General features: G+C 71.5%; 13 protein-coding genes. 9 read left to right on the top strand and 4 right to left on the bottom strand.

What is annotated here, in order from left to right; genetic code table 11:
- Positions 1-57 precede the first annotated feature (57 nt).
- The 7 genes from rapZ (at position 58) to secG (ending at position 6,669) form a co-directional block, all read left to right on the top strand.
- On the top strand, positions 58-954 hold the full coding sequence (rapZ, locus tag ACT3SP_RS03520; RefSeq protein ID WP_444585847.1) for an RNase adapter RapZ: 897 nt from the start codon (positions 58-60) through the stop codon (positions 952-954).
- The gene (locus tag ACT3SP_RS03515; RefSeq protein WP_444585846.1) at positions 951-2,066 is read left to right on the top strand and encodes a gluconeogenesis factor YvcK family protein; all 1,116 of its coding nucleotides are present in this window, start codon (positions 951-953) and stop codon (positions 2,064-2,066) included. The genes rapZ and ACT3SP_RS03515 overlap by 4 nt, the downstream gene beginning before the upstream one ends.
- Positions 2,050-3,048 (top strand): DNA-binding protein WhiA, encoded by a 999-nt coding sequence (gene whiA / locus ACT3SP_RS03510; RefSeq protein WP_444585845.1) that lies wholly within the window; start codon positions 2,050-2,052, stop codon positions 3,046-3,048. The genes ACT3SP_RS03515 and whiA overlap by 17 nt, the downstream gene beginning before the upstream one ends.
- Before the next feature lie 124 nt (positions 3,049-3,172).
- Positions 3,173-4,177 (top strand): type I glyceraldehyde-3-phosphate dehydrogenase, encoded by a 1,005-nt coding sequence (gene gap / locus ACT3SP_RS03505; RefSeq protein ID WP_444585844.1) that lies wholly within the window; start codon positions 3,173-3,175, stop codon positions 4,175-4,177.
- Positions 4,178-4,325: 148 nt separating this feature from the next.
- On the top strand, positions 4,326-5,528 hold the full coding sequence (locus ACT3SP_RS03500) for a phosphoglycerate kinase (RefSeq protein ID WP_444585843.1): 1,203 nt from the start codon (positions 4,326-4,328) through the stop codon (positions 5,526-5,528).
- Positions 5,525-6,298, top strand: a complete 774-nt coding sequence (tpiA, locus tag ACT3SP_RS03495; RefSeq protein WP_444585842.1) for a triose-phosphate isomerase — start codon at positions 5,525-5,527, stop codon at positions 6,296-6,298. Before ACT3SP_RS03500 ends, tpiA begins: the two co-directional genes overlap by 4 nt.
- Positions 6,299-6,426: 128 nt before the next feature.
- Positions 6,427-6,669, top strand: coding sequence for a preprotein translocase subunit SecG (secG, locus tag ACT3SP_RS03490; protein WP_444585925.1), 243 nt, complete (start codon positions 6,427-6,429; stop codon positions 6,667-6,669).
- A gap of 185 nt (positions 6,670-6,854) precedes the next feature.
- Here the strand turns inward: secG and pgl are convergent, their stop codons facing one another.
- The 4 genes from pgl to tkt all read right to left on the bottom strand — a co-directional run bounded on the left by pgl (position 6,855) and on the right by tkt (position 13,606).
- Positions 6,855-8,591 (bottom strand): 6-phosphogluconolactonase, encoded by a 1,737-nt coding sequence (pgl, locus tag ACT3SP_RS03485; RefSeq protein ID WP_444585841.1) that lies wholly within the window; start codon positions 8,589-8,591, stop codon positions 6,855-6,857.
- The gene (gene zwf, locus ACT3SP_RS03480; protein WP_444585840.1) at positions 8,588-10,141 is read right to left on the bottom strand and encodes a glucose-6-phosphate dehydrogenase; all 1,554 of its coding nucleotides are present in this window, start codon (positions 10,139-10,141) and stop codon (positions 8,588-8,590) included. The genes pgl and zwf overlap by 4 nt, the downstream gene beginning before the upstream one ends.
- A 72-nt stretch (positions 10,142-10,213) precedes the next feature.
- Positions 10,214-11,326 (bottom strand): transaldolase, encoded by a 1,113-nt coding sequence (tal, locus tag ACT3SP_RS03475; RefSeq protein WP_444585839.1) that lies wholly within the window; start codon positions 11,324-11,326, stop codon positions 10,214-10,216.
- A gap of 183 nt (positions 11,327-11,509) precedes the next feature.
- The gene (gene tkt / locus ACT3SP_RS03470; protein ID WP_444585838.1) at positions 11,510-13,606 is read right to left on the bottom strand and encodes a transketolase; all 2,097 of its coding nucleotides are present in this window, start codon (positions 13,604-13,606) and stop codon (positions 11,510-11,512) included.
- Between the two features lie 326 nt (positions 13,607-13,932).
- Here tkt and ACT3SP_RS03465 point away from each other — a divergent pair, with 326 nt between their 5' ends.
- The gene (locus ACT3SP_RS03465) at positions 13,933-14,883 is read left to right on the top strand and encodes a heme o synthase (RefSeq protein ID WP_444585837.1); all 951 of its coding nucleotides are present in this window, start codon (positions 13,933-13,935) and stop codon (positions 14,881-14,883) included.
- A gap of 14 nt (positions 14,884-14,897) precedes the next feature.
- Entirely contained in the window at positions 14,898-15,914 is a 1,017-nt protein-coding gene (locus tag ACT3SP_RS03460) for a site-specific tyrosine recombinase XerD (RefSeq protein ID WP_444585836.1), read from the top strand.
- The last annotated feature ends 136 nt before the right edge of the window (positions 15,915-16,050 follow it).

Below are 16,050 nucleotides of genomic sequence, written 5' to 3'. Positions count from 1 at the left end.
CCGCGGCACCGGCCGCTGACCGAGACCCATCCGCCCCTCGACCCGCAAGGAGCGCCCGTGACCGACGAGACCGCACCGCCTCCCACCGCCGACACCCGGGGTGACGTGGTGATCATCACCGGCCTCGCCGGCGCCGGGAGGGAGACCGCGGCCCATGCCCTGGAGGACCTGGGCTGGTACGTCGTCTACAACATCGCCCCGCAGCTGATCGGCACGCTCTACGAGCTGCGCGCCTCCGCGGTGGGCCGCGAGAACCGCTTCGCGGTCGTGGTCGACCCGCGCTCGGGGCCCTTCTTCGGCGAGCTCTCCGACGTGGTCGCGGACCTGCGGCGCGCGGATCTGCGACTGCGCCTGCTCTTCCTCACCGCCGACGAGTCGACCCTGGTGCGGCGCTTCGACTCGGTGCGCCGCCCTCATCCGCTGCAGGGCGAGGAGGGCGTGCTCGAGGGGATCCGTCGCGAACGCGAGATGCTCGCCCCGTACCGTCGCATGGCCGATCTGGTCATCGACACCTCGCCGCTGAACGTGCACCAGCTCACGATGAAGATGCGCACCGTCTTCGGCACCAGCGAGGAGCAGCGCCTCACCGTCACGATGCTGTCCTTCGGCTTCAAGTACGGCATCCCGCTCGAGGCGGACCACGTCAGCGACGTGCGCTTCATCCCCAATCCGTACTGGGTGCCGGAGCTGAGGCCGAAGCGGGGCACCGACCCGGAGGTCGCGGACTTCGTGCTGGGGGACTCCAATGCGGGGGAGTTCGTGGACCGCTACCTCGAGATGATCACGCCCGTGCTGCGCGGCTACAGCGCGGAGAACAAGCACTTCACGACCCTCGCGATCGGATGCACCGGCGGCAAGCACCGCAGCGTCGCGGTGGCCGAGAAGATCGGCGAGGAGCTGCGCCGCGCCGGTCACGCCGTGCGCATCCGCCACCGCGACCTGGGGCGCGAATGAGCATCGCCCCCCGCTCCGGAGGACATCGGCTGCGCGGCGCGGACCGCTCCGCGAGCGCCCGCCGCGGACGCCGGGGCGACCCCCAGCGACCCCTGCGCGTGGTCGCCCTCGGCGGCGGGCACGGGCTGGCGGCGAACCTGCGCGCCCTGCGTCTGCTGGCCGACGACATCACCGCCGTGGTGACCGTCGCGGACAACGGCGGCTCCTCGGGGCGGATCCGCACGGAGATGCCGGTGCTGCCACCGGGTGACCTGCGGATGGCGCTCGCCGCTCTGTGCGAGGACTCCGACTGGGGATCGATCTGGGGCGACGTCATCCAGCACCGCTTCTCGACCCGCGGAGAGCTCGACGGCCACGCGCTCGGGAACCTCCTGATCGTCGCCCTGTGGCAGATCCTCGACGATCCCGTCGAAGGGCTCGACCAGATGGCCGAGCTGCTCGGAGCGCGAGGACGCGTGCTGCCGATGGCGCTGGACCCCCTCGACATCGAGGCCCGGGTGCGCGGGACCGACGGCACGCTGCGGACGGTCTCCGGGCAGTGGCAGGTCGCGACCGCCGACGGTCGCGTCGAGGACGTCCGCCTGATCCCGGAGCGGCCGCGCGTGCCCGACGCGGTGCTCGAGGCACTGGGCCGCGCGGACTGGATCGTGGTGGGACCGGGCTCCTGGTACACCTCGGTGCTGCCGCACCTGATGATCCCGGAGATCGCCGAGGCGATCCGCACCAGCCCCGCCCGACGCTGCATCACCACGAACCTCTCGGTGGGCGCACAGGAGGCGGAGGGCATGACGAGCCTGGACATGCTCGAGGTGCTGCTCGAGCACGCGCACGGCTGCCGCTTCGATGCGCTGCTCGCCGATCCGACCACCCTCGAGGACGCGCTCGAGCTGGCGGAGGCGGCGCAGTCGCGGGGCATCCGACCCCTGCTGCGGCAGGTGAGCGTGGGTGACGGACTCCCGCATCACGACCCGGTGCGCCTCGCGGCCGCGTACCGTGATCTCTTCGACGACGCCTACGGCGACGTCGAGCCCGAGCACGAGGGCACCGCACAGCGCACGACGGGGGCGCACGCCCCCACCATCGAGGAGGACACGCATGGCTCTGACGGGTGAGGCCAAGGAGGAGCTGAGCCATCTCGAGGTGACGCGCCCCTCGGCGCGCAAGGCCGAGGCCGCGGCGATGCTCCGCTTCGCCGGCGGACTGCATCTGGTGGCCGGGCGCGTGGTGGTCGAGGCGGAGCTGGACTCCGCGGCCGTGGCCCGCCGGCTCCACGGCATCATCGCCGACATGTACGGCCATCGCGCGGACCTCGCCGTCCTCGCTCCGTCCGGGATCCGTCGCACCACGCGCTACATCGTCCGCGTGGAGCGGGAGGGCGGCATGCTCGCCCGGCAGACGGGCCTGCTCGACGCGCGCGGGCGCCCGGTGCGGGGCATGCCGCCGTTCGTCGTGGGCGGTGCGGCGGTCGATGCGGAGGCCGCATGGCGCGGCGCCTTCCTCGCGCGCGGCACCCTCACCGAGCCGGGACGCTCCTCCGCCCTCGAGCTGTCCTGTCCGGGGCCGGAGGTGGCGCTGGCGATGGTCGGTGCGGCCCGGCGCCTCGGCGTGGCCTCGAAGGCCCGTGAGGCCCGGGGCACCGACCGCGTGGTCCTGCGCGACGGCGACGCGATCTCGATGCTGCTGACCCGCATGGGTGCCCACGAGACCGTCACGAGCTGGGAGGAGCGGCGCACCAAGCGCGAGGTGAAGGCCACCGCGCACCGCCTGGCGAACTTCGACGACGCGAACCTGCGGCGCTCCGCGCGGGCGGCGGTGGCCGCGGGACAGCGGGTCCAGCGCGCGCTCGAGATCCTCGGCGACGAGGTCCCCGAGCACCTGCAGGCCGCCGGGAGGCTCCGTCTCGAGCACCGCCAGGCGAGCCTCGAGGAGCTCGGACGGCTCGCCGATCCGCCGCTCACGAAGGACGCCGTCGCGGGCCGGATCCGGCGTCTGCTCGCCACCGCGGACAAGCGCGCCGAGGACCTCGGAGTCCCCGGCACCGAGCACGGCGTGGACGAGGACGAGCTTCCCCCGTCACCGGATCCCGGACAGTGAGTGCCCGGATCCCGGTCGTTGGTAGGATCGTCAGGGCGTCGGTCACATCCGGTGCCGTCCGAGCGTACGACGGCGTGCGCGCCAGTCCATATTTCGCAGTTCCCTGTGAATCTAGGAGGAACCCTTGACCATCAAGGTTGGAATCAACGGATTCGGCCGCATCGGCCGCAACTTCCTGCGCGCCGCTCTCGAGCAGAAGGCTGACATCCAGATCGTCGGTGTGAACGACCTCACCGACAACGCCGCGCTCGCGAACCTCATCAAGTACGACTCCATCGGCGGCGTGCTGCCGGTCGAGGTCACCCACGACGAGGACTCGATCACCGTCGGCGGGACCACCATCAAGGCGTTCGCCGAGCGCGACCCGAAGAACATCCCGTGGGGCGAGATCGGTGCGGACGTCGTCATCGAGTCCACCGGCATCTTCACCGACGCCGAGAAGGCCAAGGCCCACATCGAGGCCGGCGCCAAGAAGGTCATCATCTCCGCTCCCGCATCGAACGAGGACGCGACCTTCGTCATCGGCGTGAACGAGGGCGACTACGACCCCGCCTCGCACCACATCGTCTCCAACGCCTCCTGCACCACCAACAGCCTCGCGCCGGTGGCCAAGGTGCTCAACGACGAGTTCGGCATCGTCAAGGGTCTGATGACCACGATCCACGCCTACACCTCGGACCAGGTGCTGCAGGACGGCCCGCACAAGGACCCGCGCCGTGCCCGCGCCGCCGCGCTGAACATCATCCCCACCACGACCGGTGCGGCCAAGGCCGTGGCGCTGGTGCTCCCGGAGCTCAAGGGCAAGCTCGACGGCTACTCGCTGCGCGTGCCGGTCCCCACCGGCTCGATCACCGACCTGACCTTCGAGGCGAGCCGCGAGGTCACCGCCGAAGAGGTCAACGCCGCAGTGAAGAAGGCCGCAGAGGGCCCGCTCAAGGGCATCCTGCGCTACACCGAGGACCCGATCGTCTCCAAGGACATCGAGGGCGACCCGCACTCCTCGATCTTCGACGCGCAGCTGACCAAGGTCATCGGCAACCAGGTGAAGATCTTCTCCTGGTACGACAACGAGTGGGGCTTCTCGAACCGCCTCGTCGAGCTCTCGCAGCTCGTGGGCAAGTCCCTCTGATCCCCCGCGTCGTCGCTCTGACGGCAAGGATCATCCCGGAGCCCGCCGGTCGCCACCCCGAGGGGTCGGCCTCCGGCGGGCTCCGCTCGTCCCACGAGCCCGTGCGTCGCTCACCGCCGCACGGGCCAGACCTCGAAGGAGCACCACAGTGCTGAAGACCATCGATTCGCTCGGCGAGCTGCGCGGCAGGCGCGTCCTCGTCCGGGCCGATCTGAACGTCCCGCTGGACGGGACCACCATCACCGACGACGGTCGGATCCGCGCCGCGCTGCCCACCCTCACCCGGCTGGTGGAGGCCGGCGCCCGGGTCGCCGTGATCTCCCACCTCGGACGCCCGAAGGGCGCCCCGGAGGAGAAGTACTCCCTGCGACCGGTCGTCGGCCGGCTCGGCGAGCTCCTCGGCCAGGAGGTCGCCTTCGCGACCGACACCGTCGGCGCCTCCGCCCAGGACGTCGTCTCCGGGCTCGAGGACGGTCAGGTGGCCGTGCTCGAGAACCTGCGCTTCCACCCGGGCGAGACCGCGAAGGACGAGGCCGAGCGCCTCGCCTTCGCCACCGAGCTCGCGGCCCTCGGCGATGCCTTCGTCTCCGACGGCTTCGGCGTGGTCCACCGCAAGCAGGCCTCCGTCTACGAGCTCGCGACGCTGCTCCCGGCGGCCGCCGGCGAGCTGGTGCTCGGCGAGGTCGAGTCCCTGCGCAAGGTCACCGACTCCCCGGAGCGACCCTTCGTGGTCGTGCTCGGCGGGGCGAAGATCGCCGACAAGCTCGGGGTGATCGATGCCCTGCTGGGCAAGGCGGACCGCATCCTCATCGGCGGCGGCATGGCCTACACCTTCCAGAAGGCCAAGGGCCTCGAGGTCGGGCAGTCCCTGCTCGACGAGAGCAAGGTCGACGTGGTCCGTGAGTACCTCGAGCGGGCCGAGCGCGACGGCGTGGAACTGGTGCTGCCGGTCGACACCGCCGTGGCGCCCGAGTTCTCCGCGGACGCCCCGGCGACCGTGGTCCCGGTGGATCAGATGCCCGCCGACCAGGAGGGCATGGACATCGGTCCGGAGACGGCGACGCTGTTCGGCGAGAAGATCGCCGATGCCGCGACCGTGTTCTGGAACGGCCCGATGGGCGTGTTCGAGTTCGAGTCCTTCGCCCAGGGCACCATCTCCGTCGCCGAGGACCTCTCGAAGGCTCCCGGCTACACCGTGGTCGGCGGTGGCGACTCCGCCGCCGCGGTCCGCAATCTCGGATTCGACGAATCACTCTTCTCGCACATCTCCACCGGCGGCGGCGCGAGCCTCGAGCTCATCGAGGGCAAGGACCTGCCGGGCATCTCGATCCTCGAGGAGGACGCCTCATGACCACCCGTACCCCGCTGATGGCGGGCAACTGGAAGATGAACCTGGACTGGAAGCAGGGCCTGGCCCTGGTCGAGGAGCTGGGGGAGCACCTGAAGGAGGTCGACACCTCGAGGGTGGAGACCGTCGTGCTGCCGCCGTTCGTCGATCTCCGCACCGTGCAGGTCGCGGTCGACGCCGGCAAGCTGCCGATCGCCTACGGCGCGCAGGACATCTCGGCGCACGAGTCCGGCGCCTACACCGGCGAGATCTCCGGGCAGATGCTCACCGCCCTCGGCGCGACCTACGTCGCGGTCGGGCACTCGGAGCGTCGTGAGCACCACGGGGAGACGGAGGAGGTCACCAACGCGAAGGTGCGTGCCGCGTTCGCCGCGGGGCTCACCCCGATCCTGTGCGTCGGCGAGCCGCTGGAGGAGCGTCAGGCCGGCAAGCACGTGGAGTACACCCTGGCCCAGCTGGAGGGCGGCATCGAGGGTCTCGACGCCGCGCAGGCGAAGCAGATCGTCATCGCCTACGAGCCCGTCTGGGCCATCGGCACCGGCGAGGTCGCCACGCCGGACGACGCCCAGGAGGTGTGCGCGGCGATCCGTGAGGCGCTGCGCTCCCTGCACGGCGACGAGGTCGCCGACGCCGTCCGCGTCCTCTACGGCGGCAGCGTGAAGTCCGCGAACGTGGTCGAGCTGATGGACAAGGCCGACGTCGACGGCGCACTCGTCGGCGGCGCCTCGCTCAAGGCCGAGGAGTTCGCCAAGATCGCGGGCTACCAGGGCTGATGCGCTGAGCCGTACGGCGGCGCGACGCGCGACGCATCGCACGCGGGCCGGGTCCCTGAAGGGCCCGGCCCGTGGCGTATGCTGGATCGGTCCTCCGTACTCCGTGGAAGGTGTCGCTCCTCGTGGATCTGGCTCTGCTGAAGCTCGTCCTTCAGGTCCTGCTGGCCGTGCTCGGCCTGCTGACGATCATGCTCGTCCTGCTGCACAAGGGGCGCGGCGGCGGTCTGTCCGACATGTTCGGCGGCGGCGTCTCCTCCTCCGCGAGCGCCTCCGGCGTGGCCGAGCGCAACCTGAACCGTCTCACGGTCACGGTCGCCGTCGGCTGGGGAGCGTGCGCGGTGGGCCTGGCCATCATCGAGAAGGCACTCTGAGCTCGCGAGCCCGGCTCCTGCGAGCGTTCTGAGGCCGAGAGGACCGGCGCCGACCCTCGCGCTCGTCGTTATCGTCCTTCTTCGTCCTTCGTCGTCCTTCGTCGCCGTGCCTGCGCCTCGGCGCTCACGCGGAATCGCCCCGATCCCTCAGGGACCGGGGCGATTCCGCGTGCAGGGGGCGGGAGTCAGCCCGCGGTGTCCTGGTCCTGGTCCAGGTCCGCGGCCGCGGCCCGGTCCAGGAACCAGGTGGTCGACTCGAGGCCGCGCACGGCGGAGGCGGGCACGGCCCAGGGGTTGATCTCCCCGTGGGCGCTACGCACCGCCGCGGCCTTCTCCGACCCGGCCACGAGCAGGGCCACGTGGCGGGAGGAGTTCAGCACCGGCCAGCTCAGCGAGATCCGCTCCGCGGGAGGCTTCGGCGAGCCGGTGATCCCGGTCGCGCTCGCGCTGACGCGCCGCTGCCCCTGGTGCTCCGGGAACAGCGAGGCGATGTGCCCGTCGGGTCCCACACCGAGCAGCAGCACATCGAAGAACGCGCGGCCGCGGGTCCGGAACGGCTCGTCGCCGCCCATCTGATCAAGCTGCTGGCCGTACCAGGCCGCGGCCTCGTCCAGCGACATGCCGTCGGCGGGGGAGGGCATCACGTGGATGTTCCGGGCGGGCAGGCCGGCCGTCTCCTGGAGAGGAGTCAGCAGCGAGGCGCGGACGGCGACCTCGTTGCGCTGCTCGGAGTCGGGCTCGACGAAGCGCTCGTCCCCCCACCACAGGTGCAGCCGGGAGACGTCGACGCCTGCGGCGTCGAGCGCCGCGGGCAGCGCGGCCGCCGTCGCCGTGCCGACGGTGCCTCCGGTGAGCACGAGGTGGGCGAGCGGACGCTCCTCGAGAGCGGCGGCGAGCTGCCGTGCCGTGCGCTCGGCGGCCGCGGTCGCGACTGCGTCGGCATCCTCCTCGATCACGTCGACGGCCTCCGGCTTGCCGCCGGCGAAGGTCGCGGCGTCCTCGATGCTGCTGTAGCTGCTGGCGAGGACATCGCCGTAGACCACGTCGGGGTCCAGGCGGCGCAGCTCCTCGGTGATCAGCTCGGGCAGGGTGCGCCGGGGCATCGTCACGTGCTGACCGGTGTCGTCGCCCGGGAGCTTCATGACGATCGAGTCATCGCTGACGCGGGTGAGCTCGATGGTGCCGTCCTCGCGGATCAGACGCACGCTGTGCACCCCGGCGAAGTCGGAATCGACCTCGGGCGGAGGCAGCACCTCGGCCTCGACCCCGAGCGCGTGCTCGAGCCACGCCGCCATCAGCGCCACCGAGGGGTTGTCGACGGTGCCGCCGACCTCCACCTTCCGCGGGACGGAGATGGGCGGGACCTCGTAGGCGCTCGCGACCAGCCCGCGCCAGCGGGTCAGTCGCGTCCAGGCGAAATCGGAGTCGCCGCTGGAGTAGCCGCGCCGCAGCCGCTTGAGCGTCCCCAGCGGGTCGCCGCAGGCCGCTGAATCCGTGATGCGGCGCTGGGACATGGAGCCCAGCACGTCGTGCACGGGAGAGGACGGGGCGTTCTCCGGCCACCAGGTCACGATCGGCGCATCCGGCAGCAGCAGCGCCATCACCAGGGTGTCCAGGGACCACAGGACGTCCCCGCGGGCGTGCAGGATGACGATCTCGCCGGCGCCCGCATCGCGGCCCACGCGGATCTCCGCGTCGAGGCCCGAGCTCTCCGCCTCCGGATCCGCATCGACCACGATCACCCGGGCAGGGTGCTCATGGCTCGCGGCCACCGCCGCCTCGAGCGGCTCCTCGATGTCACCGGTGGCGATGATGATCAGCGTGAGGACTCGGCCGATGGTGTTCTCGCCGAAGGTCTCCCGCATCGTGATCATCTGCTTGTCGATCGCCGACGCGGTGGTGTCGGTCAGGGTGGTGATCACGGTCGCCTCCAGGTACGCCCGTCACGGGCGAGCATCTCGTGCGCGGTCTCGGGGCCCCAGGTGCCGGGGCGGTACGGGGCCGGGTCCAGGTTCCGGGCCCAGAACTCGGTGATGGGGTCGAGGATCTTCCAGGAGAGCTCGACCTCCTTCTGGCGCGGGAACAGCGGCGGATCCCCGAGCAGCATGTCGAGGATCAGGCGCTCGTAGGCCTCGGGCGACTCCTCGGTGAAGTTCATGCCGTAGGCGAAGTCCATGGTCACGTCCCTCACCTCCATCTGGGTGCCGGGCACCTTGGAGCCGAAGCGGATGGTCACGCCCTCGTCCGGCTGGACGCGGATGACGATCGCGTTCTGACCCAGGTCCGCGGTGTCGGTGGAGCGGAAGGGCAGGAACGGCGCGCGCTTGAAGACGAGCGCGATCTCGGTGACCCGTCGCCCCAGCCGCTTGCCGGCGCGCAGGTAGAAGGGCACGCCCGCCCAGCGACGGGTGGCGATGTCCAGCCGCATGGCGGCGAAGGTCTCGGTGGTCGAGTCGGCGGGGATGCCGTCCTCCTCGATGTAGGGACGCACCTCCTCACCGCCCTGCCAGCCGCCCACGTACTGGCCGCGAGCGGTGTGCGCGGCGAGGTCCTCGGGCAGCTCGACCGCGGCGAGCACCTTCTCCTTCTCGGCCCGCAGGTCCGAGGCGCGGAAGGTCACCGGCTCCTCCATCGCCGTCAGCGCGAGCAGCTGCAGCAGGTGGTTCTGGATCACGTCCCGGGCGGTGCCGATGCCGTCGTAGTAGCCGGCGCGGGATCCGATGCCGATGTCCTCGGCCATCGTGATCTGCACGTGGTCGACGTAGTTCGCGTTCCACAGCGGCTCGTACAGCTGGTTGGAGAAGCGCAGCGCCATGATGTTCTGCACCGTCTCCTTGCCGAGGTAGTGGTCGATGCGGAAGACGTCCTCGGGGCGGAAGGCTTGCTCCACCACGTCGTTGAGCTCCCGCGCGGAGGCGAGATCGTGGCCGAAGGGCTTCTCGATGACCACACGGCGCCAGGAGCCGTCCCGGGCGGTGTTCAGCCCGGAGCCCGCCAGCTGACCGCAGACCTGGGGGAAGGCGTCCGGCGGGATCGACAGGTAGAAGGCGTGGTTGCCGCCCGTGCCGCGAGTGCGGTCCAGCTCGCCGACCACCTCGGTGAGCCGCTCGAAGGCGGCGGTGTCGTCGAAGGTGCCGGTGACGAAGCGCAGGCCGCCCCGCAGCTGCTCGAAGACGCTCTCGTCGAAGCCGGTGCGGGAGTGCTCGGAGACGCTCTTGCGCACGTACTCGGCGAAGTCGTCGTCGGACCATTCGCGGCGGCCGAAGCCGACCAGGCCGAAGCTGGGCGGGAGCAGGCCGCGATGGGTGAGGTCGTAGATCGCGGGCAGGAGCTTCTTGCGCGCGAGATCCCCGGTGACGCCGAACATCACCATGGAGCCCGGTCCCGCGATCAGCGGGAGCCGCCGGTCCCGTGGATCGCGCAGCGGATTGTGCGCATCGGCCCCGGAGGAGGGAGTGGGGGAGTCGGTCACGATCGTCCTTTCTCGGACAGGGAGCACAGGAGCACGGCCCGTCCCGGGGACGGCGCCGTGCTCCGGGCGGGATCAGGCGCGGGCGGCCTCGACGGAGGCGGAGACCGTGTCGAGGAGCTCGTTCCAGGCCTTCTCGAACTTCTCCACGCCCTCGCGCTCGAGCAGCGCGAAGACGTCGGCCAGATCGACGCCCGCCTCGGCGATGCGGGCGAGAGCCGCCTCGCCGGAGGCCGCGGACTCGGCGTCCAGCGGCGCCCCGAGCCGGGCGTGGTCGGCCGCGGCCTCGAGGGTCTTCTCCGGCATGGTGTTGACGGTCGGGTTCGCGACCAGTCCGTCCACGTACATGGTGTCGGCGTAGTCGGGGTTCTTCACCCCGGTGGAGGCCCACAGCGCGCGCTGCCCGTTCGCGCCCTGCGCCGCGAGCGCCGCGAAGCGCTCGGAGCCGAAGGCCTGCAGGTACTCACCGAAGGCGGCCTGCGCATTGGCGATGCCGGCGAGGCCCTTGAGCGCGAGCGCGTCCCCGCCGAGGGCGTCGAGACGGGCGTCGATCTCGGTGTCCACGCGGGAGACGAAGAACGAGGCGACCGAGTGGATGCTGGCGAGGTCCTTCCCGGCCTCCGCGGCCTTCTCGAGCCCCTCGAGGTAGGCCTCGATGACGGCCTGGTAGCGCTCGACGGAGAAGATCAGGGTGACGTTGACGCTGATCCCCGCCGCGATGACCGCGGTGATCGCCGGCAGACCGGCCTCGGTCGCGGGGATCTTGATCATCACGTTCTCCCGGCCGACCACCTCGAACAGGTGCTCGGCCTGCTCGATGGTCCGCTCGGTCTCATGGGCCAGGCGCGGGTCGACCTCGATGCTGACACGGCCGTCGACCCCCTGGGTGGAGGCGTGCACGCCCGCGAAGAGGTCCGCGGCGCTGCGCACGTCGTCGGTGGTGAGGACCTCGACGATCGCGTCGACGTCCTTGCCCTCGCCGGCCAGGCGGGCGATGTCCGCGTCGTACTCGGAGCGGCCGGAGATCGCGGCCTGGAAGATCGAGGGGTTCGTGGTCACGCCCACGACGTTGCGGGTGTCGATGAGCTCCTGCAGGTTGCCGGAGGACATCCGCTGGCGCGAGAGGTCGTCGAGCCAGATCGAGACTCCGGCGTCGGAGAGGGCCTGGGTGGTGGCGTTCTGGGTCATGTCGTTCCTTCCGGGCTCAGCGCCCTGGGTCGAACTGCTGTCACCGCTGTCAACGGGGAGACGACCGGGTCCCTTCCGGTCTGCGGCCGGTCTGTGGCGGAGGGAACCCGTCGACCCTCTCTCGGCGGTGGGAGGGAGGGGCGCGCTGCGGGGCCGGACCCGGAGGTCCCGCCCCGCAGAGGCTCAGGCGCCGGCGGCGGCGAGGGACTCCTTCGCCGCGTCGACCACGGCCTCGGCCGTGAAGCCGTACTCGCGGAACAGCGTCTTCGCGTCGGCCGAGGCGCCGTAGTGCTCGAGCGAGACGGCGCGGCCGTGGGTGCCGAGGAACCGATGCCAGGGCTGGGCGATGCCGGCCTCGACCGTGACACGGGCGGAGACCGAGGAGGGGAGGACCGACTCGCGGTAGTCCTCGTCCTGCTCGTCGAACCACTCGACGGACGGCATCGACACCAGACGGGTCGGGGTGCCCTCGGCCTCGAGCTGCTTCTGCGCCTCGGCGGCGTACTGCACCTCGGAGCCGGTGGCGATGAGGACGACCTTCGGCTCGGCCGAGGCCTCCTTCATGATGTAACCGCCCTTGACGAGGTTCTCCGCGCCCGCGTACTCGCTGCGGTCGAACGTCGGCATCGCCTGGCGGGACAGGATCAGGCCGACGGGGCCGCTGTCGCGCTCGAGCACGGCCTTCCAGGCCTGCGCGGTCTCGTTCGCGTCCGCCGGACGCACGATCGAGAGGTTCGGGATGGCGCGGTAGGCCGCGAGGTGCTCGACGGGCTGGTGGGTGGGGCCGTCCTCGCCCAGACCGATGGAGTCGTGCGTCCACACGTAGGTGGTCGGGGTCTTCATCAGCGAGGCCAGACGGACGGCACCGCGCATGTAGTCCGCGAACTGGAAGAAGGTGCCGCCGTACGGACGGGTCAGACCGTGCAGGGAGATCCCGGAGAGGATCGCGCCCATGCCGTGCTCGCGGATCCCGAAGTGGAGGGTGCGGCCGTACTGGTCGCCCGAGAACTCGGCCGAGCCGATCTCCTCGGGCAGGAAGGAGGGCTGGCCCTTCATGGTGGTGTTGTTCGAACCCGCGAGAACGGCGGAGCCGCCCCACAGCTCGGGCATGACGTCGGCCAGGGCCTCGAGGACCTTGCCGGAGGCGGCGCGAGTGGCGATGCCCTTCTCGTCGGCCTCGAAGCTCGGGAACGCCTCGGCGAAGCCCTCCGGGAGCTCGCGGGCGAGCAGCCTGTCCAGCAGGGCGGCCTTCTCGGAGTTCGCGGAGCGCCAGGCCTGGTAGCCCTCGTCCCACTCGGCCTTCGCGGCCGCGGCGCGCTCGGCGAGCGAGCGGGTGTGGGCGAGCACGTCGTCGTCGACCTGGAACTGCTGCTCCGGGTCGAAGCCGATGGCCTCCTTCAGGCCCGCGACGCCCTCGGCGCCGAGCTTGGCGCCGTGCACGGCGTGGCTGCCGGCCAGCTCGGGGATCGGCCAGCCGATGACGGTGCGCAGGCGGATGAAGGTCGGCTTGTCGGTGACCTTCTGGCCCTCGAGGATCGCGTCCTTCAGGGCCGCGACGTCCTCGACGTACTCGGTGCCCCCGTTGGTCCAGTCGACCGTGCGCACGTCCCAGCCGTAGGCCTCGTAGCGCGCGGCGGTGTCCTCGGTGAAGGCGATCGAGGTGTCGCCCTCGATGGAGATCTCGTTGTCGTCCCACAGCACGATGAGGTTGCCCAGCTGCTGGGTGCCCGCGAGGGAGCTGGCCTCGCTCGAGACGCCCTCCTGGAGGTCGCCGTCGGAGGCGATCACGTAGGTGAAGTGATCGAAGGGGCTGGTGCCGGGTGCCGCCTCGGCGTCCAGCAGCCCGCGCTCGCGGCGCTGCGCCATCGCGAAGCCGACCGCCGAGGAGATGCCCTGACCCAGCGGGCCGGTGGTGATCTCCACGCCTGCGGTGTGGAAGTTCTCGGGGTGGCCGGGAGTCTTCGAGCCCCAGGTGCGCAGCTCCTCGATGTCCTTCTTCTCGAGGCCGAAGCCGCCGAGGAAGAGCTGGATGTACTGGGTCAGGCTCGAGTGGCCCGCCGAGAGGACGAAGCGGTCGCGGCCCAGCCAGTCGTGATCGGTCGGGTCGTGGCGCATCACGTCCTGGTAGAGGAGGTACGCGGCCGGGGCGAGGCTGACGGCGGTGCCGGGGTGACCGTTGCCGACCTTCTCCACCGCGTCGGCGGCGAGGACGCGCACGGTGTCCACCGCACGCTTGTCGAGCTCGGTCCAGCCCTCGGGGGCCCTGAAGTTCTCCGTCATGTGTGGTGCTTCCTTTCGCCGATGTGCGGCCGCTGCGACCGCTCGATTCCACAGGCCTCGGGGTGCGGGTCCCGGCGCACAGGCGGCGCTGACGCGGCGTCGTGCGGGGACCGTGCGCGAGGCGACGGGACCCACCTTAGTCCCGTGCGGGGCCGATCGGCTCGAGCGTCCAGCCGGTTGCCGTGAGCACGGTGCGCCACCGGCGGACGGTGCGGGTTCTCACCCCCGTTTCCTGGTGCATCGGAGGGGGCCTTCGGCCTAGACTGGCGTGGTTCACGCGGCCCCGGTCTGCTCCGGTGCGCGCTCAGGAGGAAGGACGGTGGGCGGTGACCGCCACCCAGGGAGAGTCGGTTCGCAGGGCACGCCGGGACGGTGGTCGGTCCCCGCAGTCGGTGCGCTCGGTCCTCCGCGCCTACGTCGCGCTCACCAAGCCGCGCATCATCGAGCTGCTGCTCATCACCACGATCCCCACGATGTTCCTCGCCGCGGGCGGGTTCCCCTCGCCGTGGCTGATCCTCGCGACCATGATCGGCGGCTATCTCGCCGCGGGCGGCGCGAACACCCTGAACATGTACCTGGACCGCGACATCGACGCGAAGATGAAGCGGACCAAGAACCGCCCGCTGGTGACCGGGGAGATCTCGCCCCGCGCCGGTCTGGTCTTCGGCATCGTGCTCTCGATCGTCTCCGCGCTCTGGCTGGGCCTGCTGGTCAACTGGATGTCCGCGGCCCTCGCCGTGGGCGCGATCCTGCTGTACGTCGTCTTCTACACGATGCTCCTCAAGCGCCGCACCAGCCAGAACATCGTCTGGGGCGGGGTCGCCGGCTGCATGCCGGTGCTGATCGGCTGGTCCGCCGTGACCGGCACGGTCTCCTGGACGGCGGTGCTGCTGTTCCTGGTGATCTTCTTCTGGACCCCGCCGCACTACTGGCCGCTCGCGGAGAAGTTCTCCGCGGACTACGCCGACGCCGGCGTCCCCATGCTCCCCGTGGTCGCCTCCCGCACGAACGTCGCACGCCAGATGATCATGCACACCGCGCTGATGATCGGCGCCAGCCTCGCGATCATCCCGCTGGGAGCGACGGGCTGGGTCTACGGGGTCGGCGCCGTCGGCGCGGGCCTGTGGTTCGGCGTCCTGGTGGTGCGCTACGCGATCCGCGTGCAGCGCGGCCTGACGGGCAAGGCCCTCGGACCGATGACCGTCTTCCACGGCTCGATCACCTACCTCACGGTCCTGTTCGTCGCTCTCGCGATCGATCCCTTCGTCACCCTGTGACCCCGGGCGGCGCGGTGACCCCCGACAGCGCGGCGAGCCCGGGGGCGGCCGGGCCAGGCACCGACGGGACCCGGCTGCGCCCCGGTGACCGGAGGATCCTCGAGCAGTACCTCAGCCATCTGCGCATCGAGCGCGGCCTGGCCGCCAACACGCTGGCCGCCTATCGCCGCGACATCAGCCGCTACCTCGCGGACCTCGCCCGGCGCGACATCGATCCGGTGGCCGTCGGCCCGCAGCAGCTCGGGGCGTGGCTGCAGGACCTGCGCACCGGCGCCGACGGGGGCAGCGTCCTCTCACCCGGCTCCGCGGCCCGCGCCCTGGCCGCCGTGCGCGGGCTCCACGCCTTCCTCGACGCCGAGCGGGTCTCGACCACCGGGGACCCCTCGCGTCTGGTCCCGGCCCCGGCAATGCCCCGTCGGCTGCCCCATCCGCTGACCGTCGAGCAGGTCGAGGCGCTGATCGAGGCAGCAGGGCGACCGGGCACGGGGCGCGACGCCACCGAGCGGGCGCTGCGGGACCGCGCCCTGCTCGAGATCCTCTACGGGCTCGGCGCCCGCATCTCGGAGGCGACCGGACTGGACATCGACGACGTCGACGTGCAGGAGCGGGCCGCGGTGCTGCGGGGCAAGGGAGACAAGCACCGCGTGGTGCCGGTGGGCCGCTTCGCGCTCGACGCGCTCGAGGCCTATCTCACGCGCGCCCGACCGGGGCTCGCCGCTCGGGGGAGGGGCACCGCGGCGATCTTCCTCGGCTCCCGCGGCACCCGTCTCAGCCGCCAGGGCGCCTGGCAGGTGGTCCAGCGCGCCGCGGCCGACGCGGAGCTGTCGGACCTGCCCGAGCCGATCAGCCCCCACACGCTGCGCCACTCCTACGCGACCCATCTCCTGCACGGCGGCGCGGACGTGCGCAGCGTGCAGGAGCTGCTGGGCCATGCCTCGGTCACCACCACCCAGCTCTACACGCAGGTCACCGTCGACTCCCTGCGCGAGATCCATGCCGGTGCCCACCCCCGCGCACGGCGGGGGGCTTAGACTTGTCCGGCACGACGTCCCCGCACGGCCCCGCCTGCCGGGGACGTGCTGCGGACGACGCGAGCGCGGCACAGCCGACGCTCCCCGGACTGGGGCCGGACCTGCGCCGCCCCTGTCGGGGAACGCCCCGTCCCGC

The organism is Brachybacterium sp. AOP43-C2-M15 (assembly GCF_052446295.1).
In the GTDB taxonomy this organism is placed as follows: domain Bacteria; phylum Actinomycetota; class Actinomycetes; order Actinomycetales; family Dermabacteraceae; genus Brachybacterium.
Note: the sequence above shows the minus strand (reverse complement) of the source record. Positions and strands in the feature narration are given on the sequence as shown.